Origin of the sequence: Acetobacterium wieringae (assembly GCF_001766835.1) — a bacterium.
In the GTDB taxonomy this organism is placed as follows: Bacteria; Bacillota; Clostridia; order Eubacteriales; family Eubacteriaceae; genus Acetobacterium; species Acetobacterium wieringae.
The window spans coordinates 46,200-69,050 of sequence record NZ_LKEU01000026.1; the positions used below are offsets into that span (position 1 = coordinate 46,200).

Annotated in this window: 24 protein-coding genes; 15 read left to right on the forward strand and 9 right to left on the reverse strand. The window is 40.3% G+C overall.

Annotated features, from left to right (window positions below; translation table 11 throughout):
• Window positions 1-36: 36 nt before the first annotated feature.
• From ACWI_RS06610 to dnaA, 9 genes are all read right to left on the reverse strand, one after another.
• Entirely contained in the window at window positions 37-321 is a 285-nt protein-coding gene (locus ACWI_RS06610) for a PTS sugar transporter subunit IIB (RefSeq protein ID WP_070370641.1), read from the reverse strand.
• A 27-nt stretch (window positions 322-348) separates the two neighbouring features.
• Entirely contained in the window at window positions 349-999 is a 651-nt protein-coding gene (gene rpe, locus ACWI_RS06615; protein WP_070370642.1) for a ribulose-phosphate 3-epimerase, read from the reverse strand.
• A 55-nt stretch (window positions 1,000-1,054) separates the two neighbouring features.
• On the reverse strand, window positions 1,055-1,507 hold the full coding sequence (locus ACWI_RS06620; RefSeq protein WP_070370643.1) for a PTS sugar transporter subunit IIA: 453 nt from the start codon (window positions 1,505-1,507) through the stop codon (window positions 1,055-1,057).
• A 216-nt stretch (window positions 1,508-1,723) separates the two neighbouring features.
• Window positions 1,724-4,225, reverse strand: coding sequence for a DNA gyrase subunit A (gene gyrA, locus ACWI_RS06625; protein WP_175440913.1), 2,502 nt, complete (start codon window positions 4,223-4,225; stop codon window positions 1,724-1,726).
• 29 nt (window positions 4,226-4,254) lie between these two features.
• The gene (gene gyrB, locus ACWI_RS06630; protein ID WP_070370645.1) at window positions 4,255-6,171 is read right to left on the reverse strand and encodes a DNA topoisomerase (ATP-hydrolyzing) subunit B; all 1,917 of its coding nucleotides are present in this window, start codon (window positions 6,169-6,171) and stop codon (window positions 4,255-4,257) included.
• A 16-nt stretch (window positions 6,172-6,187) separates the two neighbouring features.
• Entirely contained in the window at window positions 6,188-7,303 is a 1,116-nt protein-coding gene (gene recF / locus ACWI_RS06635) for a DNA replication/repair protein RecF (protein WP_070370646.1), read from the reverse strand.
• Complete coding sequence (locus ACWI_RS06640; protein ID WP_070370647.1) at window positions 7,285-7,524, reverse strand: RNA-binding S4 domain-containing protein; 240 nt, start codon at window positions 7,522-7,524, stop codon at window positions 7,285-7,287. The genes recF and ACWI_RS06640 overlap by 19 nt, the downstream gene beginning before the upstream one ends.
• A gap of 221 nt (window positions 7,525-7,745) precedes the next feature.
• A complete protein-coding gene (gene dnaN / locus ACWI_RS06645) occupies window positions 7,746-8,858 on the reverse strand; it encodes a DNA polymerase III subunit beta (protein WP_070370648.1) in 1,113 nt (370 codons plus the stop codon).
• Window positions 8,859-9,054: 196 nt separating this feature from the next.
• Entirely contained in the window at window positions 9,055-10,410 is a 1,356-nt protein-coding gene (dnaA, locus tag ACWI_RS06650) for a chromosomal replication initiator protein DnaA (protein WP_070370649.1), read from the reverse strand.
• Between the two features lie 464 nt (window positions 10,411-10,874).
• Here dnaA and rpmH point away from each other — a divergent pair, with 464 nt between their 5' ends.
• The 15 genes from rpmH (at window position 10,875) to ACWI_RS06720 (ending at window position 22,816) form a co-directional block, all read left to right on the forward strand.
• The gene (rpmH, locus tag ACWI_RS18465; protein ID WP_041669680.1) at window positions 10,875-11,009 is read left to right on the forward strand and encodes a 50S ribosomal protein L34; all 135 of its coding nucleotides are present in this window, start codon (window positions 10,875-10,877) and stop codon (window positions 11,007-11,009) included.
• 61 nt (window positions 11,010-11,070) lie between these two features.
• Window positions 11,071-11,412, forward strand: a complete 342-nt coding sequence (gene rnpA / locus ACWI_RS06655) for a ribonuclease P protein component (protein ID WP_070370650.1) — start codon at window positions 11,071-11,073, stop codon at window positions 11,410-11,412.
• A gap of 1 nt (window position 11,413) precedes the next feature.
• Window positions 11,414-11,626, forward strand: a complete 213-nt coding sequence (yidD, locus tag ACWI_RS06660; RefSeq protein WP_070370651.1) for a membrane protein insertion efficiency factor YidD — start codon at window positions 11,414-11,416, stop codon at window positions 11,624-11,626.
• Window positions 11,627-11,659: 33 nt separating this feature from the next.
• A complete protein-coding gene (locus ACWI_RS06665; protein WP_070370652.1) occupies window positions 11,660-12,619 on the forward strand; it encodes a YidC/Oxa1 family membrane protein insertase in 960 nt (319 codons plus the stop codon).
• Between the two features lie 33 nt (window positions 12,620-12,652).
• Window positions 12,653-13,282 carry an RNA-binding cell elongation regulator Jag/EloR gene (gene jag / locus ACWI_RS06670; RefSeq protein ID WP_084633543.1) on the forward strand — a complete coding sequence of 210 codons (630 nt, stop codon included), beginning with the start codon at window positions 12,653-12,655 and terminating at the stop codon, window positions 13,280-13,282.
• Window positions 13,283-13,413: 131 nt separating this feature from the next.
• Window positions 13,414-14,793: a tRNA uridine-5-carboxymethylaminomethyl(34) synthesis GTPase MnmE gene (gene mnmE, locus ACWI_RS06675; RefSeq protein WP_139142330.1), complete on the forward strand. Its 1,380-nt coding sequence runs from the start codon at window positions 13,414-13,416 to the stop codon at window positions 14,791-14,793.
• Window positions 14,794-14,803: 10 nt separating this feature from the next.
• Window positions 14,804-16,705 (forward strand): tRNA uridine-5-carboxymethylaminomethyl(34) synthesis enzyme MnmG, encoded by a 1,902-nt coding sequence (mnmG, locus tag ACWI_RS06680; protein ID WP_070370653.1) that lies wholly within the window; start codon window positions 14,804-14,806, stop codon window positions 16,703-16,705.
• Window positions 16,698-17,429 (forward strand): 16S rRNA (guanine(527)-N(7))-methyltransferase RsmG, encoded by a 732-nt coding sequence (gene rsmG / locus ACWI_RS06685; RefSeq protein ID WP_070370654.1) that lies wholly within the window; start codon window positions 16,698-16,700, stop codon window positions 17,427-17,429. Before mnmG ends, rsmG begins: the two co-directional genes overlap by 8 nt.
• A 218-nt stretch (window positions 17,430-17,647) precedes the next feature.
• A complete protein-coding gene (locus ACWI_RS06690) occupies window positions 17,648-18,412 on the forward strand; it encodes a ParA family protein (RefSeq protein WP_070370655.1) in 765 nt (254 codons plus the stop codon).
• A gap of 2 nt (window positions 18,413-18,414) precedes the next feature.
• On the forward strand, window positions 18,415-19,314 hold the full coding sequence (locus ACWI_RS06695; RefSeq protein ID WP_070370656.1) for a ParB/RepB/Spo0J family partition protein: 900 nt from the start codon (window positions 18,415-18,417) through the stop codon (window positions 19,312-19,314).
• Between the two features lie 44 nt (window positions 19,315-19,358).
• Complete coding sequence (locus tag ACWI_RS06700; RefSeq protein WP_070370657.1) at window positions 19,359-20,435, forward strand: hypothetical protein; 1,077 nt, start codon at window positions 19,359-19,361, stop codon at window positions 20,433-20,435.
• Window positions 20,432-21,085, forward strand: coding sequence for a CvpA family protein (locus tag ACWI_RS06705; RefSeq protein ID WP_070370658.1), 654 nt, complete (start codon window positions 20,432-20,434; stop codon window positions 21,083-21,085). Before ACWI_RS06700 ends, ACWI_RS06705 begins: the two co-directional genes overlap by 4 nt.
• Before the next feature lie 9 nt (window positions 21,086-21,094).
• Window positions 21,095-21,991, forward strand: coding sequence for a mechanosensitive ion channel family protein (locus ACWI_RS06710; protein WP_070370659.1), 897 nt, complete (start codon window positions 21,095-21,097; stop codon window positions 21,989-21,991).
• Window positions 21,981-22,187, forward strand: coding sequence for a DUF951 domain-containing protein (locus tag ACWI_RS06715; RefSeq protein ID WP_070370660.1), 207 nt, complete (start codon window positions 21,981-21,983; stop codon window positions 22,185-22,187). The genes ACWI_RS06710 and ACWI_RS06715 overlap by 11 nt, the downstream gene beginning before the upstream one ends.
• Entirely contained in the window at window positions 22,184-22,816 is a 633-nt protein-coding gene (locus tag ACWI_RS06720) for a stage II sporulation protein M (protein ID WP_070370661.1), read from the forward strand. The genes ACWI_RS06715 and ACWI_RS06720 overlap by 4 nt, the downstream gene beginning before the upstream one ends.
• Window positions 22,817-22,851: the final 35 nt, after the last annotated feature.

A 22,851-nucleotide genomic window follows, 5' to 3' on the forward strand; every position in this document is an offset into this window, starting at 1 on the left:
AAATATTATACGTTAAATTATTATCAATTGTCAATTCTATTTTTTTAATATCTCAATCAATTGATCAATGGTACTTTGTAAATTAATTCCCGTTAAAAAAGCCCGGCCATTAATCACTGGAATATCAATGTCCCCTTCTAATTGACAAGTACAGACAATCGCATCCGGATGCAGTTCCTGATACTTTGTAAAAGCATCAACCGCTTTGGCTTGAACGGTTTGACATTCAATCCCATTTTCCTGAGCAATTTGTTCAATTTTTTTGGCAACTACAGTTGATGTTGCCAGGGCCGTTCCACACGCAACTAAAACAAGTTTCATTATACTTCCCTCTTTCAATTTTAGAATTTATCCCTGAATGATTTTTCTAAATTGTCGCATATTCTCTTTCATATCGCCTTTAAATAAACACGATCCAGAAACAATGACATCGGCTCCAGCTGTTACCACTTCTTTTAAGGTATCAAAATTAATCCCGCCGTCAACCTGAAGTTTTATATCTCGTTCACCAATCATTTGGCGACACGCTCTTATTTTTTCGGTACTGGCTGGAAGATAACGTTGTCCGCCAAAACCAGGATAAACACACATAATCAGAATCATCCTGACCTGATCAAGGTAGGGTTCAATCACCTCTAAAGGGGTATCGGGCGACACCACCAGGCCCGGTTTGATACCCTTATTGACAATGGCGTCAATACACGCCTGAATCTCTCCATCCGATTCCACGTGAACCGTAATGATATCTGCTCCTGCATCAGCAAAACGGTCAATATACTTAAGCGGTTCGCTAATCATCAAATGGACATCAAAAGGAATGTCTACCGTTTTTCGCAGCTGCGCCACCTGATCCGGCCCAATGGTAATATTGGGAACAAAGTGACCATCCATAATATCCACATGGAGGTAGTCGGCGCCACTCTTCTCAACTTCTTTAAGATCCCGTTCCAGATTGGCAAAATCTGCACTGAGCATCGATGGTGCTATTTTTATATTCATTTAGTTTCTCTTTCTCTGTTTGGTTATTTTCACAATAAATCATCACACAACATTTTTATAAAAATGTATTAATTAAATTGTAGATATCCCGTGGTTCTTTGGCATCCCTGATTTTTTTGAGCATTTTTTCATTTTGAATGATGGTAATAATTGTCTGTAATATACGCAGTTGTTTTTCAGGATTACTGATGGCCAGTAAAAAAACAATCTGAACCGGGATGCTTTCTTTCGGGTTACCCATACCTGCAAAAACAATGGTGTTTTTAAGCGTTAAGATTGAAATACTTTCTTTTAATACATATTTCGCTTCAGTATGAGGCAACGCCACGCCGATTTTTGTTGGTAATCCCGTTGGAAAAATCCGTTCTCTTTCGATTGCGGCATCAATAAATTCCTCCGTAATACAGCCCTTTTCCAAGAGTGGTTTGGCTGCTAAGGCAATGGCATCAAATTGATCCTTAACCAGACAACTGACCTGAATGCGATCGACTTGGATTAATGAGCCCATTATTCTTTTTCAACTGGCACGGTCTTTTTTTCTTTATTCAAAATGGTTTTCACCGTAGTTCTCTCCTTTTTTTGATCTATTTTATCATGCCATCCACGTTTTGTCACTTTTTTCGATCCATTAACACTGGACAACGTTTGCAATTTTTTAACCTCAAATTCATAAAAAACACACCCTGTTTACTTAAATTAATATCAAAACAGGGTGTTGAGTAATTTATTCTTTTTCAGTTGAATTGACAAGTGTCATCTGGTTTTCTCCATTTTCTCCATCTTCTTCAAGATCATCAACCGGATCTTCTTTGTAGACTTTGGAAATCGTCGCAATGGATTCATCCGGACTTAATTTCATCAGACGAACGCCCTGGGTATTACGGCCCACGGCACTGATATCATTACCTTCCAGTTTGATCACAACGCCCTGATTATTAATCATCATAATCTCGCCATCCCGACTGATCACGCAAAAGCCCACCAGTTCCCCGGTTTTTTTGGTGACCTTGTAGGTTTGAACGCCTTTGCCGCCCCGTTTCTGAGGACGATACAGATCCGATGCACTCAGCTTGCCATAGCCGTTTTCGCTGACACAAAGAACAAAGAGTTCTTCTTTGACAATATCCATACCAACCACCACGTCATCTTCCCGAAGCTCAATCCCCCGAACCCCAATGGAGGTTCGACTAATTGGTCGCACTTCTTCGGAATTAAAGCGGATCGCATAGCCACATTGGGTTCCCATGACGATTTCTTCGTCCTGTTCAACCAGACGCACATTAATCAGCTCATCCCCTTCGCGCAGGTTAATGGCAATGATCCCATTTTTACGGGAGGTGTCATATTCGGTCAGATCGGTTTTCTTAATAATCCCCTGTTTGGTGGCCATAATCAGATATTTATCAGCGGTAAACTCTTTAACCGGAATCATCGTCGCAATCTGTTCACCTTCCTCTAATGGCAGCAGGTTGACAATGGCGGTGCCTCGGGCGGTTCGTCCGCCTTCAGGAATTTCGAAGGCTTTTAAGCGATAGACCTTACCCAGGTTGGTAAAGAACATCAGATAATGATGGGTGGTGGTCGTAAAGAGATGTTCGACAAAATCATTTTCTCGGGTGCTCAGCGCCGTGATCCCTTTACCACCTCGTTTTTGTGACCGGTAATTGTCAGCCGTAATGCGCTTCACATAACCGATATGGGTCATGGTGATGACCACTTCTTCTTCTTTGATTAAATCTTCGATTTCAAAATCTTCGACGTCAATATCAAAGGATGTGCGTCGTTTGTCGCCATATTTTTCTTTGATTTCAATCAGTTCTTCTTTGATAATATTAAGAACCAGTTGACCATCGGCCAAAATGGCTTTTAATTTGGCAATGGTTAACATGATTTCTTTATATTCTTCTTCAATTTTTTCCCGTTCCAGACCGGTTAAACGCTGGAGACGCATGTCCAGAATCGCCTGAGCCTGAATTTCCGAAAGCTTAAATCGCTCAATCAATTGCTCTTTGGCAGCCTTGCCATCGGCAGCGGCTCGGATTAATTTAATCACCTCGTCAATATGATCGAGCGCAATTTTTAAACCTTCTAAAATATGAGCTCGGGCTTCGGCTTTTTTAAGTTCAAAAATCGTTCGTCTGGTGATGATTTCTTTCTGATGCTCAATATAGTGAAAGAGGATCTCTTTTAGATTCAGCACCTTCGGCTCATTATTGACCAACGCCAGCATAATCACCCCAAAGGTTTCCTGGAGTTGGGTATGTTTATATAATTGATTTAAAATGATCGTTTCGTTGGCATCCCGTTTTAAATCAATGATGATCGACATCCCTTTTTTAAGATCAGACTCATCTCTTAAATCGGAAATCCCTTCAATTTTTTTCTCTTTAACCAACTCGGCAATTTTTTCAACCAGCTTGGATTTATTGACCATATAAGGAATTTCGGTAATGATAATCTGTTTCTTACCTTTTTTAGTGGTAACAACGTCGACCTTGCCACGTACTTTGATTCGGCCGCGACCGGTGCGATAAGCGCTTTTAATCCCAGATTTTCCAAGGACAATTCCGGCAGTGGGAAAATCGGGCCCTTTGACATATTTCATCAGCTCATCAATACTAATATCCGGGTCATCAATAAAGGCCATGGTACCATCGATGATTTCACCCAGATTATGGGGCGGAATATTGGTGGCCATCCCGACGGCAATCCCGGAGGAACCATTAACCAGCAAATTTGGAAACTTTGAGGGTAAAACCATCGGTTCTTTTTCTGATTCATCAAAGTTAGGACCAAAATCCACCGTTTCTTTGTTGATATCCCGCAGCATTTCCACCGTAATTTTGCCCATTTTGGCTTCAGTATAACGCATTGCTGCCGGGCTGTCACCATCCACTGAACCAAAGTTTCCCTGACCATTGACCAGCAAATAACGGGTCGACCAATCCTGGGCCATCCGCACCATCGCATCATAAACCGATGAATCACCATGGGGGTGATACTTACCTAAAACATCCCCGACAATACGGGCTGATTTTCGAAAGGGTTTGTCCGGCGTCAGACCCAGCTCACTCATGGCAAAGATAATCCGGCGATGCACTGGTTTTAAGCCATCCCGAACATCCGGTAAGGCTCGACCTATGATGACACTCATGGCGTAGTCAATATAGGAAGTTTTCATTTCTTCTTCAATATTAATCGATTTTACCCGATCAAATTCAATTATTTCTTGCATTTAACAGTACTCCTTCTTGACTAGATGTCCAAATTCTTGACTTTTTTTGCATTCCGTTCGATAAACTCTTTACGGGGCTGAACTTTATCGCCCATTAAAATGGTAAAAATTTCATCAGCATAGGAGGCTTCCTCAATATTAACCTGAAGCAGGGTTCGAACGCTGGGATCCATGGTGGTTTCCCATAGCTGATGGGCATCCATTTCTCCAAGACCTTTGTAGCGTTGCAGACCGATCCGGGAACGATCTTCCACGCCTTCCAGTTTCTTCTCCAGATCCCGGTCCGTATAGGCATAATCAACCTGTTTCCCCCGGGTAATCTTATAAAGTGGTGGTTGGGCAATATAGACATAGCCGGCTTCGATCAGACCAGGCATGTAGCGATAAAAGAAGGTTAACAGCAGGGTTCGGATGTGGGCCCCATCCACATCAGCATCGGTCATGATGATGATTTTATGATAACGGGCCTTTTCGACATTAAATTCATCGCCCACCCCGGTGCCAAAGGCAATGATCATCGATTTTAAGGAATCCGTCGTTAAAATCCGATCCAATCGGGCTTTTTCCACATTCAGGATCTTTCCCCGCAGCGGCAGAATCGCCTGAGTTTTAGAGTCCCGGCCAGATTTAGCCGAACCACCGGCCGAGTCCCCTTCGACAATATAAATTTCTGAAAGGGCCGGATCTTTTTCCCGGCAATCAGCCAGTTTCCCAGGTAGGGCTGTGGAATCCAAAGCACTTTTTCGCCGGGTGAATTCCCGGGCTTTTTTAGCGGCTTCCCGAGCTCGGGCGGCCGATAGCGTTTTTTCAATGATGCTTTTGGCAATTCCGGGGTTTTCTTCCATCAGGGCTGATAACTGATCGCCAACAATGGTTTCAACAATTCCCTTCACTTCGGTATTCCCCAATTTTGATTTGGTCTGACCCTCAAATTGCGGATCCAGTAGCTTGATGCTGACAATCGCCGTTAAGCCTTCTCTGGCATCTTCACCGGTGAGATTTTTGTCATTCCCTTTTAAAAAGCCATTTTTACGGGCATAGGTATTGACGGTCCGGGTCAGGGCACTTTTAAATCCATTGAGATGGGTGCCGCCTTCTGGGGTATTAATATTATTGGCATAGGAAAAAATATTTTCCGAGTAACCGGTGGTATATTGAAAGGCTATTTCCAGGGCATAATCGTCCTGCTCTTTTTCAAAATAGGTGATCTTATCATACAGCGGATCTTTATTGCGATTCATATATTCGACATAGGAATATATCCCGCCGGTATAACAATAATTTTCTTTCCGTTTGGGTGACTCTTTTTCATTGATTAAAGTGATCGATACCCCTTTATTAAGAAATGCCAGCTCTCTTAAACGATGCTCCAGAATATCAAAGTCATAGACGGTTTCATCAAAGATATCCTTATCCGGTTTAAAATAAACGGTGGTTCCAGTGCGATTGGTGGTTCCAGTCACGGTCAGGTCACAAGTTGGTTTCCCTTTTTCATAGCTTTGAAAAAAGATCTGACCTTTTTGTTTGACTTCAATGGTCAGTTTTTCCGATAGCGCATTAACGACTGAGACCCCGACCCCATGCAGACCGCCGGATACCTTATAGCCGCCACCGCCAAATTTTCCGCCGGCATGAAGAACCGTTAAGGCCAGCTCGACCCCCGTTTTACCCTGGGCATGGTTCATCCCGGTGGGAATCCCCCGACCATCATCAACAACGGTGATGGAATCATCCGGATGGATGGTGACACTGATATTTTTACAATAACCGGCCAGGGCTTCGTCAATACTGTTATCGACCACCTCATAGACTAAATGGTGTAAGCCCCGGGATCCGGTACTGCCGATATACATCCCCGGTCTTTTCTGAACAGCTTCCAAGCCTTCGAGGACCTGGATCTGATCAGCGGTATAGTTATCTGCTTTGTTTTCTGGCATGTTTTCCTCCTGATTTTTATGGTTTATTAATTTTTCTTACTTGGCCCTTTACAATCTCGATGATGTGTTGATTTTCTGGTCTAACATCACCTTCATTGACAATATCTTCGGTACAGGTGATAAAGGCCTGGGTTTTATTTAAAAGTGAGAGAATGCTTTTGCGACGATGTTCATCCAATTCTGAAAAGATATCATCCAAAAGGATCACCGGATATTCCCCGGTATTGTCATAGTATATCTCAATTTGAGATAGCTTAAGGGAAATGGCGGCAGAACGCTGCTGGCCCTGCGATCCAAAGCGTCTGGCATCTTTACCATTAATTTGAATCAGCATGTCATCCACATGAGGTCCAAAAATCGTAGCCCCCCGTGAAATTTCTTCTTCCCGGCTGGCTGCTAATTTTTTTTTATAAAGGTTTTTTATTTCAGACAGTTCTTCCAGAGAATCAATAATATTATTCAGATAGGATAATGAAAGCGTTTCTTTTCCATGACTGAGTACTTGATGAAGATTATTTGCTTCCCGATTGAGCCGATGAAGATAGCGAATCCGATGATTCATTAACCTGACTCCAGTTTGAACCAGCTGTTCATCCCAAACATCCAGCGTTGTTCTCAAACTGGGCTCGTAATGAATGTTTTTTAACAGGGAATTACGCTGATTTAATATTTTTTCATAATCTCTTAAAATATAATGATATTCTGGCCGGAAACCGGATATTTCCTGATTAAGAAACCGCCGTCTTTTGTCCGGTCCTTCTTTGACAATTTTTAAATCATCCGGTTCAAAAAGAATGGTATTAAAAATCCCATTGATCTTATCTCTTTTCTTGATCTTGCCATCCAGTAAAAATTGTCGTTTTCCCTGGTGACTCTTAGCAGAAAGGGTATGTTTGACCTCTTTGCTGACAACCCGGGCATTCATAAAAAAATCATCATGATCCCATTGGGCAAGTTCTGCCACATTTGAAGCACGATGACTGTAACCCCGGGATAAAAAAAACATAGCTTCAATAAGATTTGTTTTTCCCTGGGCATTTTTGCCCATAATAATATTGATTCCTCGCTTCGGAATAATTAATTCATTTTCATAATTACGATAATGAATCAGTTTTAATTCTTCGATAAACATGGTTTTCCGATCCCTTTTACCTGCAGGGTATCATAATCTTTTATTTCGACCAGATCACCATCTCTGATCTTTTTATTTCTCTGGGTACACAACTCCCCATTCACCCGAATCAAGCCGTCTAAAATCATCAATTTGACATCACTGCCATTACCGACAATGCCAGCATATTTGATCAGTTGATCAATTTTTATGAACTCCGTGTTAATTTCAATTATTTGCATATTTTTCCCCGCCCATTACATTTTTGACAAAAATGAAAGAGCATTACACGAATCCCCTTTATTTATACCAAAATTGATTAAATTTTTATATGTTTATCTATGAACCAAGCTATTATAACATAAAAATAAAAAATAGTCTAAAAATTCAATGAATCATTTACATAATTCTGATTTTTTAAACTACTTTTAATACTACTATTTATTTTTATCTTATTGATAATTTAATTCTCTTCTGCAATCCGAACCGGAAGAATCAAATAAATAAAGTCATTCCCTGTCATCGGCAGTAAAACCCCCGGACCAACCGAAGTGGTCATATCAATCATCAGTTCTTCACCTTCAATCACCCGCAAAGCTTCAATGAGAAATTTGGAGTTAAAGGCAATTTTTAAAGATTCACCCCGATTTTCGATGGGAATCACTTCAAACACATCCCCGATTTCCGCATTGGATGTTAAAATCAGCTGGTCTTGATTAAAATCCATTTTGATTAAGTTGTTTTTACCTTCCCGAGCGAGTAGCGCTGCCCGTTCACTGCTTTCGAGTAATAATCGGCGATTGACTTTAACTTGAGTCGTTTTTTCGCCAGGTATAATCTGCTTGTAATTAATAAAGTCCCCTTCCAGCAGTCGGGAGGTAAATTGAGTATTGTCCATTTCAAAAAATATCTGATTTTTTGAAAATTTAACGACCACATCGCCACTATAATTGACCAGAACCTTATTGATTTCAGAAAGCGATTTAGACGGGATAATGACACTAAGGTCTTCTGCCACCGGATTTTTTATTTTCCCGGCTCTGAGTGCCAGACGATAGCCATCAAGCGCAATCAAATGAATGTCATCATCATGCAGTTCTATTTTTACACCGGTTAAAACCGGAATATTCTCATTGGTAGCCACCGAAAATAAGGTACCTTTGATCAGTTCTTTTAAAACACTTGCTTCGATGGTAAAAATATGATCATCGATCACTTCGGGGAATTCCGGGAATTCTTCATCTGACAATCCTTTAAGGGTAAAGTTTGATAACAGGCATTCTATTTTTATCTGATGGTGCTCATCACTTTCAAAGAAAATATCAGAACCGGACATTTTACGAATCAATTCACTAATGATGTTGGCAGTTAAAACAATTTCACCGCTTCTTTCTACTTCAGCTGGAATCGTAACTTCAACACCAATTTCCATATCGGTACTTCTTAATAATAATTTATTATCAGAGGCACTAAAAAGAATTCCCTCCAATATTTTCATGGTTGTTTTTGATGAAACTGCCTTTTGAGCAATGGATATCGCAGCTATTAAACTTTCTTTTGAACAATTGAATTTCATAAATAATCCCTCCTATTTTTTTAAAAAACCCCTTTTATATATTAATAATATTAAATAAAATAATAGTATTAATAGTAGGGGGTGTGGATTTTGTTAATAACTCGGCAAATCGGTTGATCGTACAAAAAATCAGCAAAAATAACAGGGGATAACTTGTGGATAACCTCGTTATTGATCCGACAGAGCCTGTGGGTTGTTAATTACCATTTATTTCCCGTTCAATTCGCAGAATCAGGTTTTTAAAATCGGTATTGGTATCCATTTCTTCGGCGATTTTCTGACAGGCATGAATCACTGTGGAATGATCACGTCCGCCGAATTCTTCGCCAATTCGCGGGAGTGAAAGATCGGTAATTTCCCGGGTAATGTACATGGCAACCTGACGGGGCAATGCAATCGAGCGGGTTCTTTTTTTAGAATTCATGTCTTCAACTGTAATATTAAAGTATTTAGCGGTGACCTCTTTAATGTACTCACCAGTGATGACAATGTCTTCTTTTTTTCTAAAGATATCTTTGAGGGCATTTTTGGATGATTCTAAATTAATCGGCACCTTATGCAGTTTTGAATAAGCAAAGACGGTTGTTAACGCGCCTTCAAGCTCCCGGATATTGGAATGGATGCTGTCGGCAATAAAACTTAAGACCTCATTGGGGATCTCATCATTAAAGGATTCAGCTTTTTTTCGGATGATCGCAATCCGGGTTTCAAAGTTAGGGGCATAAATATCTGTTATCAGACCGCTTTCAAAACGGGAACGAAGTCGTTCTTCTAGGGTTGGTATTTCCTTTGGTGGTCGGTCACTGCTGATGACAATCTGTTTATTTTCCTGATGCAGAGTATTAAAGGTATGGAAAAATTCTTCCTGGGTTCCTTCTTTTTTGGCTAAAAACTGGATATCATCAATTAACAAAATATCGGCGCTGCGGTATTTGTTGCGAAAAGAGATATTGGTTTTATTCTGAATCGCATCGATAAAGTCGTTGGTAAATTTTTCACAGGATACATAAACAACCTTTTTATGGGGTGCATAGGATAAGATGTAATGTCCGATCGCCTGCATCAGGTGGGTTTTTCCCAAACCAACACCACCATAAATAAAGAGTGGATTATAACGTTCAGAAGGTGCTTCGGATACGGCCACACAGGCGGCATGAGCAAAACGGTTATTTTCGCCAATAACAAAACTGTCGAAGGTATATTTCGGATTCATCGAGTTATTCTGGTAATTGGATATTTTATCTTCAACAGTGGTGATGGATATCTGGGAGGAAGCATTGTTTTGCGGAATCATCGCATCTTCTTCTTTTAAAACGATTTTAACCTGACCGGTTTTTCCGGTAACTTCAGCCAGGGCATTGGTGATCAAGGGAATATGCCGACTCTCCAGAATTCCTTTTTCGAATTCATTTTCCGATAAAAAATAATAGGTGTTATTGACATAGTTTATGGGCTTTATTTTTAAGAACCAGGTGTTAAAACTGGTTGGACTAATATCCGGTTTGATAATTTCCAGGGCGGCATCCCATATTTTTTTAAAGGAAGTGTCCATTAAATGAACCTCCAATTTCTAATAAATTTAAGTCGTGTCATTGTGGATAAAATTTTAAATTATGCACAGAGAATTCATTTTAATGTGAATAGCCAAATAAATCAAGCAAAATCTACGAAAAATTGTTGATAACTTTAAAAAAATTATCCCAACAAGAAAAGACGAAAAGAAAGGGATAAATAAAAAATACTGACAAGTTATCCCCAAATAATCCACACAATCCTGGAATTTGTGGATTATTTGGATAAAATTCAAAAACTTATCCACATTTCCGTTGATAAACCTAGTATAACAAATTGTTATGTGGCATTCAATATAATTAAAATAAACATAATACTTGCGAAAACGCTTTAGATTTGATAATATAACTTGACATAAAATAAGCGAGATTATATAATTCTAGGGTAAAAGTCTTATTAGCTTATAAACAAATGAATATAAAGTATTAGTCAGGGGGTGTCGAAGTGAAAAGAACTTATCAACCAAAAGTTAGACAACGTAAGAAAGAACATGGTTTCAGAAAAAGAATGTCTGCAAAAAGCGGTCGACTTATTTTGAAGAAGAGAAGACAAAAAGGAAGAGAAAAATTATCAGCATAATCCTTTGTAGACCGTTTTTCAAAAGCGGTCTTTTGTTTAATAAAAATTAAGGAGAATTCCTTTGGTAAAAATAAAATCCCTAAGTAAGGAAAATGAATTCAAACGTGTTTTTAAAGTTGGGGATGTATTCGGAAACAAAGTTTTTGTGATCTATTATCTAAAGAATGAAGAGAATTTTAATCGTTTGGGGATAATCGTCAGTAAAAAAGTTTCTAAAAAAGCTGTGATTAGAAATAAGGTAAAAAGACGAATAAAAGAGGCATATCGTCTTAATGAAGATTCTTTTTCAAAAGGTTATGATATTATTCTGATTGCTAAGGAATCCATTAAAGAAGTGCCGTATAGTAGTTTGGAAAAATCGTTAAACCATTTGTTTTATAAGAAGAATCTCATGAGGCCATAGAATGTTCAAGAAATTCCTGGTTTTAATTATTAGAGGTTATCAGAAATTTATTTCACCTCTTTTAGGAAATAATTGTCGTTTCAGTCCCACGTGTTCAGAGTATTTTATTTTGGCAGTTGAAAAATACGGTGTCATAAAAGGAAGCTATATAGGTGGGAAACGCATTCTCAGATGCCATCCTTTTAATCCCGGGGGATATGATCCCCTTCCTTAGAATGTTAGGGAGAAAAACTTAAGGAGTTAATGAATGGAGTTTTTATACCAGATCTTTGGTTGGATGTTATTCCAGATTTATGGAATTGTTCATAATTATGGATTATCAATCATTATTTTTACAATATTTATGAAGGTATTGTTATTACCGCTAAATATTAAACAAACGAAATCCATGAAGGATATGCAACGCCTTCAGCCGGAATTACAAAAGCTTAACAAGAAGTACAAGAATAACAAAGAAAAATTAAATGAAGAGACGCTAAAACTCTACAAAACCTTTAAGGTTAATCCTGCCGGGGGCTGTCTGCCGATTTTATTACAATTTCCCATCCTGATCGGGCTTTATCAGACCCTGCTTCATCCCGAAACCTGGGTCTTCGTTAACGGAACCATCAGTGAAGTCGATATGTCTTTTTTATGGATGGATAGTTTAAGTGTACCGGACCCGATTTATGTATTGCCAATCTTAGCTGCTTTATTTACCTTTATCACTCAGAAATTTACCATGGCAGCACAACCGGCAACGAATCCGGATGATCCCAATGCCAAAACTCAGAAAATTATGCTTTATGCCATGCCAATTATGATTGGTTATATTTCTATTTCCATGCCAGCAGGGGTAGCACTTTACTGGGTCGTACAGAATATCTTTACCTTTGTACAACAATTTATTATGATGCGAATTCCGGAACCAGATTATACTATTGAAGAAGCGGAACGCCGGGTTCGTGAAGCGGAAGAAGAGCGTAAAGCGGAATTAGCGGCCAGACGAGCGGCGGCTAACCCCAATGCCCCTAAAAGCAGTAAAAAAGATCAGACTGATGGACCCAAAAAACCATTAACCCGACCAGCTTCTCAGAAGAAAATTCAAAGTTCAAAAAACAATCAGTCTGCGGAGCAGCGAAAAAAACCATCAGTCGAAATTCCCGAGCGCGATGCAGCCCAGGAAGAAGCCTATCAAAAAGCCAAGGAACGTTATGATAACAAGTAAAAAATGATGACTAAAAGCTTAAGGAGAGGGAAAATGAATAAGACAGTAACGGGCACTGGTAAAACCGTAGAAGATGCGATTAACCATGGTTTGCAACAGCTTGGTGTGACAAAGGAACAAGTTGAAACAAATGTATTGCAATTACCGGACAGTGGTTTAATGAAAATATTTGGGAAAAAAGAAGCCATTGTTGAGGTCTCACTGATAAACAATCCTGAACAGCGGGCCCTTGATTTTTTAAATGATGTCCTCAATGCCATGAAAATTAATTGTAAAATCAATACCCGTCTTGAGGATAAAGTATTATTCATTGATCTGGAAGGGAAAGACATGGGGGTTTTAATTGGACGCCGTGGTCAAACCCTGGATTCGCTCCAATATTTAGTTAGCTTGGTTATCAATCGGCAACATGAAGAATATGTTCGGGTTATTCTGGACACTGAGAACTATCGGGCGAAGCGGGAAAAAACCCTTGAAGATCTTGGGGAAAAAATGGCCAATAAGGCAGTTTATTATCAAAAGAAAATGCTGCTGGAACCCATGAATCCTTCAGAACGAAGGGTTATTCACGCAAAACTCCAGAATCACGACAAGGTTTTTACCTTTAGTGAGGGAGAGGAACCCTATCGTCGGGTTGTTATTCAATTAAAAGATAAAAACTAAAAAAAGGCACTTTGCAAATTAGCTTAAGCGTTAATTGTAAGGTGCCTTTTTATTTGGATCTTACTTGTAAACATCAGGTTTTTATTATATTATTAGAGATTAGGAAACAATTATTGAAACAGGAGAATAAATTGGAAGCCTTATTACAAAATGAAGATACCATTGCTGCAGTAGCTACCGGTATGGGTGGTGCCGGAATCGGTATTATCCGAATCAGCGGGCCCGATGCCGTTGAACTGGGAAACAAACTGTTTGTCAACCCCCGGGGAAAAACCCTGTTGGCAGCTGGCAGTCATGAATTGGTTTATGGACGGGTTGTTGACCCAGCTACCAAAAAAGACATTGATGAGGTGCTGGTTTCAAAAATGCTGGCGCCCCATTCCTATACCGCTGAAGATGTCGTCGAGATAAATTGCCATGGGGGAATTGTCCCGATGCGCAAAATTTTAAAACTGGTTATTACCAGTGGAGCCCGACTGGCCGAACCGGGAGAATTTACCAAGCGGGCTTTTTTAAATGGGAGAATGGATTTGACTCAGGCTGAAGCGGTTATTGACATCATCAATGCCAAAACCGAAAAAAGTCTGGAATATTCAGTGGCCCAGCTGGAAGGACGACTGTCTCACAAACTGGAAGAACTGGATAATATTTTAGTGGGAATTCTTTCACATATGGAAGTCAATATTGATTATCCTGAATACGATATTGAAGAAATATCATATGATTTTGTGAACAGCCAGATTTTAGAGTTGTTAAACAAGATCAAAGAAATTCTGACTGTGGCAGAAACCGGCAAAATTTACCGGGAGGGGATCACAACTGCGATTCTTGGTGAGCCAAATGTGGGAAAATCGTCATTACTAAATACCTTGTTAATGGAAAACAAAGCCATTGTCACCGATATTCCCGGCACCACCCGGGATACCATTGAAGAATATCTTAACATTGAAGGGATTCCCTTTAAGATTATTGATACTGCTGGAATCAGAGAAACAGATAATCTGGTGGAAAAAATCGGCGTTGAAAAATCAAAGGCGCTTTTAAACCAAACCAATCTGGTGATTTTTATGCGGGATATTTCTAAAGAAATGTCTACTGGAGAAAAGGAACTGATTGAATTGCTTAAAAATCGCAAAACCATTTATATTGCCAATAAGACCGATGCGATCAGTGGAATGGATGTTGAAATTCCAGAGCCATGGATACCAATGTCCCTATTGGAAGATCAGGGAATCGAAACCTTGCGACAAAAAATGCTGGAAATGGTTTTTGAAGGAACGGTCAGTCAGGAAGCGGACTATCTGATTACCAATACCCGACACATTCAGTTACTGGAAACAACAAAAACCAGTCTGGAAAATGCTATTAGCACCATGGCCAGCCAAATGCCACTGGAACTTGTCAGTATTGACGTGATGGAAGCCCTGGAAGCGCTTCGTGGCATTACCGGCAAAGCCGTTGGGATGGATATCATCGATCAGATTTTTAAAAATTTTTGCATTGGAAAGTAGAGGAAAGAAAATGACATATCCAGGAGGAGACTACGACATTATCGTCATCGGTGCCGGTCATGCCGGTTCTGAAGCAGCTCTGGCCAGTGCCCGAATTGGTTTTAAGACATTATTATTAACCATCAATCTGGATTCGGTGGCAATGATGCCCTGTAATCCATCCATCGGTGGTACCGGAAAAGGACATCTGGTTCGGGAAATTGATGCCCTTGGCGGTGAAATGGGAAAAAACATTGATGCAACGATGATTCAGTGTAAGATGTTAAATACGGCAAAAGGTCCGGCGGTACATTCGTTGCGGGCTCAGGCCGATAAAAAAGCCTATCAATTCAGAATGAAGGAAGTAATCGAGAATCAGGAGAATTTGCTGTTAAAACAGCAGGAGGCGACTGAAATTATTGTCGAAGATGGCAAGATCACCGGGGTAATGGTTAATACCGGGGCAGTTTACAGCTGTAAGGCAGCGATTATCTGTAGCGGCACCTATTTAAAGGGCCGGATTATTATCGGTGATGTTCAATACGATGGCGGGCCCAACGGTTTATTTCCAGCCATGTATTTATCAGAGAGCCTTATAAAAAATGGTATTGAGTTGCAACGTTTTAAAACCGGAACCCCGGCCCGGGTTGATGCCAAAACTCTGGATTATTCAAAAATGATTATTCAGGAGGGCGACGATCAGATTGTTCCTTTTTCATTTGAAACCGACTCAATAAAAATTGATCAGGTGCCCTGTTACCTGACCTATACCAACCCGCAAACCCACCAAATTATTAATGCCAACATTGAACGCTCGCCGCTTTATACCGGCGAAGTCGTAGGAATTGGCCCTCGTTATTGCCCATCGATTGAAACTAAGGTAATGCGTTTTCATGACAAGGAACGACATCAGATTTTTATGGAGCCGGAAGGATTAAATACCAATGAAATATACGTCCAGGGGATGTCCTCTTGTTTACCAGAAGATGTTCAGATTGCTCTATACCGAACGGTGCCGGGAATGGAAAAAGTGGAGTTTATGCGTTCGGCCTATGCCATTGAATATGACTGCATCCATCCGACCCGATTAAAGCCTTCGCTTGAATCCAAGGCAGTAGCCGGTTTATTTTTTGCCGGACAAATCAATGGTACCTCCGGTTATGAAGAGGCCGGAGCCCAGGGATTGATTGCCGGTATTAATGCATCGCTCTATTTACGGGGTGAACAGCCGGTGATCATCGATCGGTCTGAAGGTTATATTGGTGTACTCATTGATGATATCATTACCAAGGGAATTGATGAGCCATACCGAATGATGACTTCCCGGGCTGAATATCGTTTATTGTTACGACAGGATAACGCCGATCTGCGGTTAACTGAGATCGGACACCGGGTCGGGCTAATCAGCGAGAGCCGGTATCAAAAGTTCCTGGAGAAAAAGGAACAGATTAAACAAGAGATAACTCGGCTCAATCAGGTTATTGTTAAACCCAATCAGGAAAACAATGCAGTTCTTAGATCACTTGGCAGTTCGGAGATTTTGCATGGTTTATCAATCGGTGAACTGATTCGTCGGCCGGAAGTTAAGTATCAACAAACGGCTGTTTTTGATCCGGAACGACCGGTGTTACATTGGAGTGTGGTCGAGCAGGTGGAAGTTCAGATTAAGTACGAGGGTTACATTAAAAAGCAACTGCAACAGGTTGAGCAGTTTAAAAAGCTTGAACACAAACTGATTCCGACCGATCTTGATTACCCCCAAATTGGCGGACTGCGAATTGAAGCAGCTGAAAAACTGCAAGAAATCAAACCATTGTCAATTGGTCAGGCATCCCGAATTTCTGGCGTTTCGCCAGCAGACATTTCAGTATTGTTAATTGCCTTGGAGCAACGCCGACGAAGTGGAGATCAGAAGGGAACGGATAATGAATAAACGTATTGAAGAATTAATACATCGGGGTAAAACTGCCGAAATAATAATTAATGAAATTCAGGCAGAAAAGCTGATTGCTTATATGGATCAGCTCCTGGAACGAAATAAACAGATCAATCTAACTCGGATTATTGATGAAGATGAATTTATCAGGCTTCATCTACTTGATTCTTTGACATTACTTAAATTAATAAAAAACCCCCGGATAAGCATTTTAGATGTCGGAACCGGGGGCGGTTTTCCGGGCATTCCGCTGGCGATCATGCTGGAAGAGGCCAAGATTACGCTAATGGATTCAACAAAAAAGAAGCTTAATGTCGTCCAGTCCATCGCTTCTGAGTTAGGGATCAACAATATAAATACCCTTCATGGCAGAGCTGAAGAATTAGGACAAGATCATAGATACCGGGAGAAATATGAAGTGGTCGCCTCTCGGGCGGTGGCAAATTTGACGCTGCTATCCGAGTATTGTTTACCGCTGACAAAGGTTGGGGGACAGTTTCTATCGATGAAAGGAAGAGACTATCAGGAGGAGTTAAATGCTGCCCAAATACCGATTGATGTTTTAGGTGGAAAAATTACAACAATTGAAAAGGGTTTGTTACTGCAAAGTGAGTTTGTTCATGTTATAATAAATATAAAAAAAGTCAAACCTACCCCAGCTAATTTTCCGAGGATTCATGGTAAGATTAAAAAAGAAGCGTTTCCAATCCAGTATAAATAGTACAAGCATAAATAAAGGGTTATATGATAGTATTTGACCTGGTTTTTGACAGATGTTTCACGTGAAACATCTGTCAAAAACAGTGTATCGCAGCTTGCGTTGACAATCACATGTTTCACGTGAAACACTGCTGGCAGTCAGAAATTTCAGGATAACAAACCAATGATCAGTAAACAAAGTTGTGAAAGTGATTGAGTGATTTAATTAAGGAGCAAAGTATGGCAAAAATCGTGGCAGTATTTAATCAAAAAGGTGGTGTTGGTAAAACGACCACAAATATCAACTTAACCACTGCCCTTAGTTTAGAAGGATATCGAGTACTGGTTATTGATATTGATCCGCAGGGAAATACCAGTAGTGGGTTTGGAATTGAAAAGAATAATCTGGAAAAAAGCGTCTATAATGGAATTATCCATGGTGATAATTTTAAAGAAATTATTCTGACAACTTCTTACGAAAATCTTCATATTCTGCCATCTCACCCCGATTTAGCTGGAGCAGAAATTGAATTGACAAATATGCCACAACGAGAATTGCGCCTTAAAAATAGTATTGAAAATATCAAATCATTTTACGACTATATCTTCATCGACTGCCCACCTTCACTTGGTTTATTAACAATTAATGCCCTGGCAGTGACAAACACGGTGTTAATTCCCATCCAATGTGAGTTTTATGCATTGGAAGGCGTGAGTCAACTGATGAATACGATCAGTCTGGTAAAACAGGGATTAAATCCCCATTTAGAAATAGAAGGTGTCCTGATGACCATGTTTGACAGCCGCACCAACTTATCAAATCAGGTTGTCGATGAAGTGGTTGATTATTTCAAAGAAAAGGTTTATGACACCATGATCCCCCGCAATGTCCGCTTGGCCGAAGCCCCCAGCTATGGGCAGACTATCTTTGAATACGCCAACGGATCAAAGGGATCAAAAGCATATCTGGCCCTCGCAAAAGAGTTTGTACAAAGACAGGAGTAGTTATGGGAAAAAGCACAGGTTTAGGTAAAGGTCTTAGAGCGTTATTTCCCGATGATGCAGTGGTTGTTCCTTCGCAAAAAGATGAAGTGCTGGAGGTTGACGTTGAAAAGTTGGTTTTCTATGTCAGAACAAATAATGTTCGGCCCAATCCAAAACAACCGCGAAAAAGTTTTGACCGAATTAAGCTAGAAGAATTAGGGGCATCAATTAAAGAACATGGCATTCTCCAACCGTTGGTGGTTAAACCGGAAACGAAGGGTTATACCATTATTGCTGGAGAGAGACGTTGGCGAGCCGCCAATATGATTGGCCTTAAAGAGGTGCCAGTAATTGTAAAAGATCTGCCACCAGAAGAAGTTCTGGAAATCGCCATCATTGAAAATGTTCAACGGGAAAATCTCAATAGCATTGAAGAAGCGCTGGCCTATGAAGCGTTAATGGAGAACTTTAATCTGACGCAGGGGGAAATTGGTATTCGGATTGGAAAAAGTCGTACCGCCATTGCCAACACCCTCAGGTTATTAAAACTGCCTCAAAGCATTCAGGAACAATTGGCTCAGGAAAAAATTACATCGGGGCATGCCCGAGCGATTCTGATTCTGGAAGATCCCGGAAAGATGGAAGCTTTTGCAAGCGAGATCATTGAAAAAGGAATGAGTGTCAGAGAAGCAGAGAATCGCATAAAAAAAATGCAGAGTGAAGGTCTGGTAAAGCCACTTCAGAAAAAAAAAGACAATAGTAGTGGATATATAGCAGAAATTCAGGAAGCTTTGGAAAGAAAATTCGAAACTAAAGTCCATTTAAATAATCGTGGAAAAAAAGGAAAAATAGAGTTTGTCTATTCATCGCTGGAAGAATTGGATCGTCTACTCGAGCGATTGGGATATGAAAAAGAAAACTAGAATCAGTCGAACTGTGACAATTCAATTATGAAATGGAGAAAATAATGAATCAAATCAAAAGAAAGAGACGACTGTCAGCGTTGGAAGCAGCAGTATTGGGCAATATCCTTTATATTGTGATTGTACTGATCTTCAAAAATATATTTGATCTGACCCGAACAAGTAATTTTGACTATCTGTTTAATGGCATCCAATTAATAACAATTGGTGCGTTCTGGATCATCCTGTTTACCGTTTGCTTTAAAAACATCAGTGGCAATGAAAAACCAAAGACACTGCGGTATGTTGTCTATAGTCTGATTCCCATAATCGTCCTAACCGGGACATTGACAGTGGTATCCACCATGTTTCCGGGACAGGATACAAACAGTATCTGGAATCAGTTTGCTTTTATTGCAGCACCCACTATATTTTGGTACTTGCCCTTTGGGTTAATTTATCAATTAGTTGGTGGTGAGCTGTCTGTTTTTCTGTTATTTGGAATAGCGCTGGTAATGACCATTGTCTTTCAGGTGATTGGGATTGTACTCGGCCGAATTGTGGGCCGAAAGTATTGGGAAGAAACCAAAGCCGAAGATCAGCGGGATCTGGAGTATGATCTCGAAGCGAAAAAAGAAAAGAAAAAAAACCGTCGAAAATCACGAGTTCCAAAACGGGAGAGTATCGGCCTGGAAGGGCTTTCCAATGAACAAATCAATGAAGGTTTTACGCCCAGAGAGACAGAAATCATGACAGAAGTCATCATTGACGATACCTATGTAGCTCCCGAGCGCGGGAATGTAAAAAAAACCCGCTTTAAGAAATCAGAAACAGGATTGTTTGAAACCAGTGAGCCCATTATCGAAGAAAAGCCATTTGGTTCAGAAAAAGTTTCGCTTTCCTACGAAAGCGAAATAAAACCAGCGGCAATGCCGGACATCGCAACCGACACAGAGTTCAGTAACGAACCCTCACAAACGGCAGGGGAATGGAATCTTTCCCAACCCATCGAGCTGGAGAATCTCAATAAAGGGTTGAATCAACATGAAGAATCGGATGATAAATCCTTCTTGATGGAAACCAGTGCTGTGCGGATCATCAACGAAGAGGACATTGAAGCATATTACAGGAATAAAAAATGAGTTTTCAAACACTGACATCACTTGATTTAATAGGTATCCTGATTTGCGTGCTATCAGGAATTATAGGATTCAAACGAGGTGCAATAAATACCCTGATCAGTTTCGGGGGATTTATTGCATCTTTTGTAATCGCCTGGTTTTTTTCACCATTGCTGGCGGATTGGTTGATTCAGTCGGGCATGCTCAACAATCTTTTTACTACAATTAACATTGATGCGATTTCCCAGTCGCTGATGGATCTGGGTGCCCAGCAAAGTGGTTTAACCAATGCTCTTTTAGGTGAAGCCGCTATGAGTAGCGGACAATCCATCCTGGATCAGGGCATTACCGTAATAACAGAAGTGATCAAACATGGCATTGCCAACAGTATCAGTTTTGGAATTCTCGTTATGGGGGTATCGGTGTTGTGTTGGTTGCTGCAGGCCATCTTTCTGGGAATCTCAAAACTTCCTGTTATTGGAATCCTTAATCGGCTGGCGGGGGCGATAATCGGAGTGGTTTTAGGGGCAGCCATCATTGCAGTGATGCTTTGGGTATTTTCTGTGATTAATCTTACAACGGGAGGTGTATCCAAACTGCCCACCGTTGAAGCGAGCAGTTTGTTAACCACTTGGATGCCAATTGGGCTTAACGTTATCGGAATTCAATAGGAGTTAATTATGGAATATTTAACAACAAGTTTTTCTTCGTATCTCAATCAATTTGATTTTTCACATTTACTGCAAAAATGCCTGGTTTCGGGGATCGTTCTAATTGCGGTTGTGATCAGTATAAAAATCACGTTTGGTATTGTCGACCGGATTTTTGATGGCGAAAAAGCAGGGCTTGAACCCCGGGATGCCCGCCGAATTGTTACTTTGAATCATGTGACAAAAACCGCTGCCAGAGCAAGTATCTGGACTCTGGCGGGTTTGATTATTCTGGGCCAATTCATTAATGTGGGTTCATTGTTGGCAGTAGCCGGAGTTGGAACCCTGGCCATTGGTTTTGGGGCGCAGGGGATTGTGGAAGATGTGATGAGTGGCTTTGTAATTGTTTTTGAAAATCAATTTAGTGTTGGTGATTATGTGATCATTGATGAGACGCACTATGGGATCGTTGAGACGATTGGGATGCGCACAACCAGCGTCCGGGAATTTAATGGGGGGCTCTTTATCATTCATAATGGGAAAATCGATCGCCTCGTCAATTATTCTAAGGGTCATATGAAGGCAATTGTTGAAGTCAGCATTGCTTATGAAGAAAACATCGACAAGGTCATGACAATCCTCGAAGAAATCTGCACAGATCTATATGAAAACCATGAAGAGTTATTTAAAATTCGGCCTGAAGTTCAGGGAATCACCCGACTTGATCCATCTGCAGTTGTTATCCGGGTTGTATGTGAAGAAGATGCGGCATCAAAATTTGCGGCAGAAAATTTACTGCGGCAACGAATCAAAACGGTATTTGACGAAAAAGGAATTGAAATTCCCTACAATAAAACCGTGATATATAATCAAAATTCGGTCAAAATGATGGACAAAAAAGAAGCAGAGGTGAAATATGGAAACTAAGGTTTATTCATTAGGGGATCGGGTAGAAATGAAAAAAAAGCATCCCTGCGGAAGCTTTCAATGGGAAATTATCCGGGTCGGGGCCGATATTAAAATAAAATGTCTGGGTTGCGGCCATATTGTTATGCTTCAGCGGTCAAAATTCAATAAACAGATTAAGAAAATTCTGAGCGGTGAGAGCAAGGGAGAAGTATGAAAGAATTTTTTATGACCCAATGGAATGGAGCAGAAACCTACTTTGAAAAACATTTAAAACCAACCTTCTTTTTTTGTCTGACGTTTTTTGTGGTTATGAGTATTTTAAACACCCTGCTTTTTCTGAGTGACCCGGGCTTGAGTCAGAGTTATTTTAATGAGTTGCAGGCGTTGTTTAATCAGAAAGAATTTTTAGATGGTACCGGGGTTGATCTCTGGCTGGGTATTTTTTTAAATAATGTGATTGCCAGTGGAATCAGCAGTCTTTTAGGGGTTGTTCCATTTTTATTTTTGCCAATGTTTTCGCTGGCTTCCAATGCGATTATTATTGGTTTGATCGGTGCAGTGTATCAAACCAATGGCATTGGTTGGTTTGCTTTTCTGGTGGGGGTTTTGCCCCATGGTATGATTGAGATTCCGGCTCTGGTTTTAGGGGTAACGCTGGGTGTGCATCTCTGTTTACAATTATCAAAAACAATTTTACGAAGAAGCCTAAAGGGTGAGCTAAAACAGGCGGCGATAGGATGTTTGCGAATTTATTTATTGTGGCTGATTCCACTTTTCTTTCTAGCTGCTTTTATAGAAACATTTATGACACCAATTATATTTGGTGCAGTTGTGCCTGCCTGAAATAAAAAATAAAAGAAAATCCTTGCATGAATTGT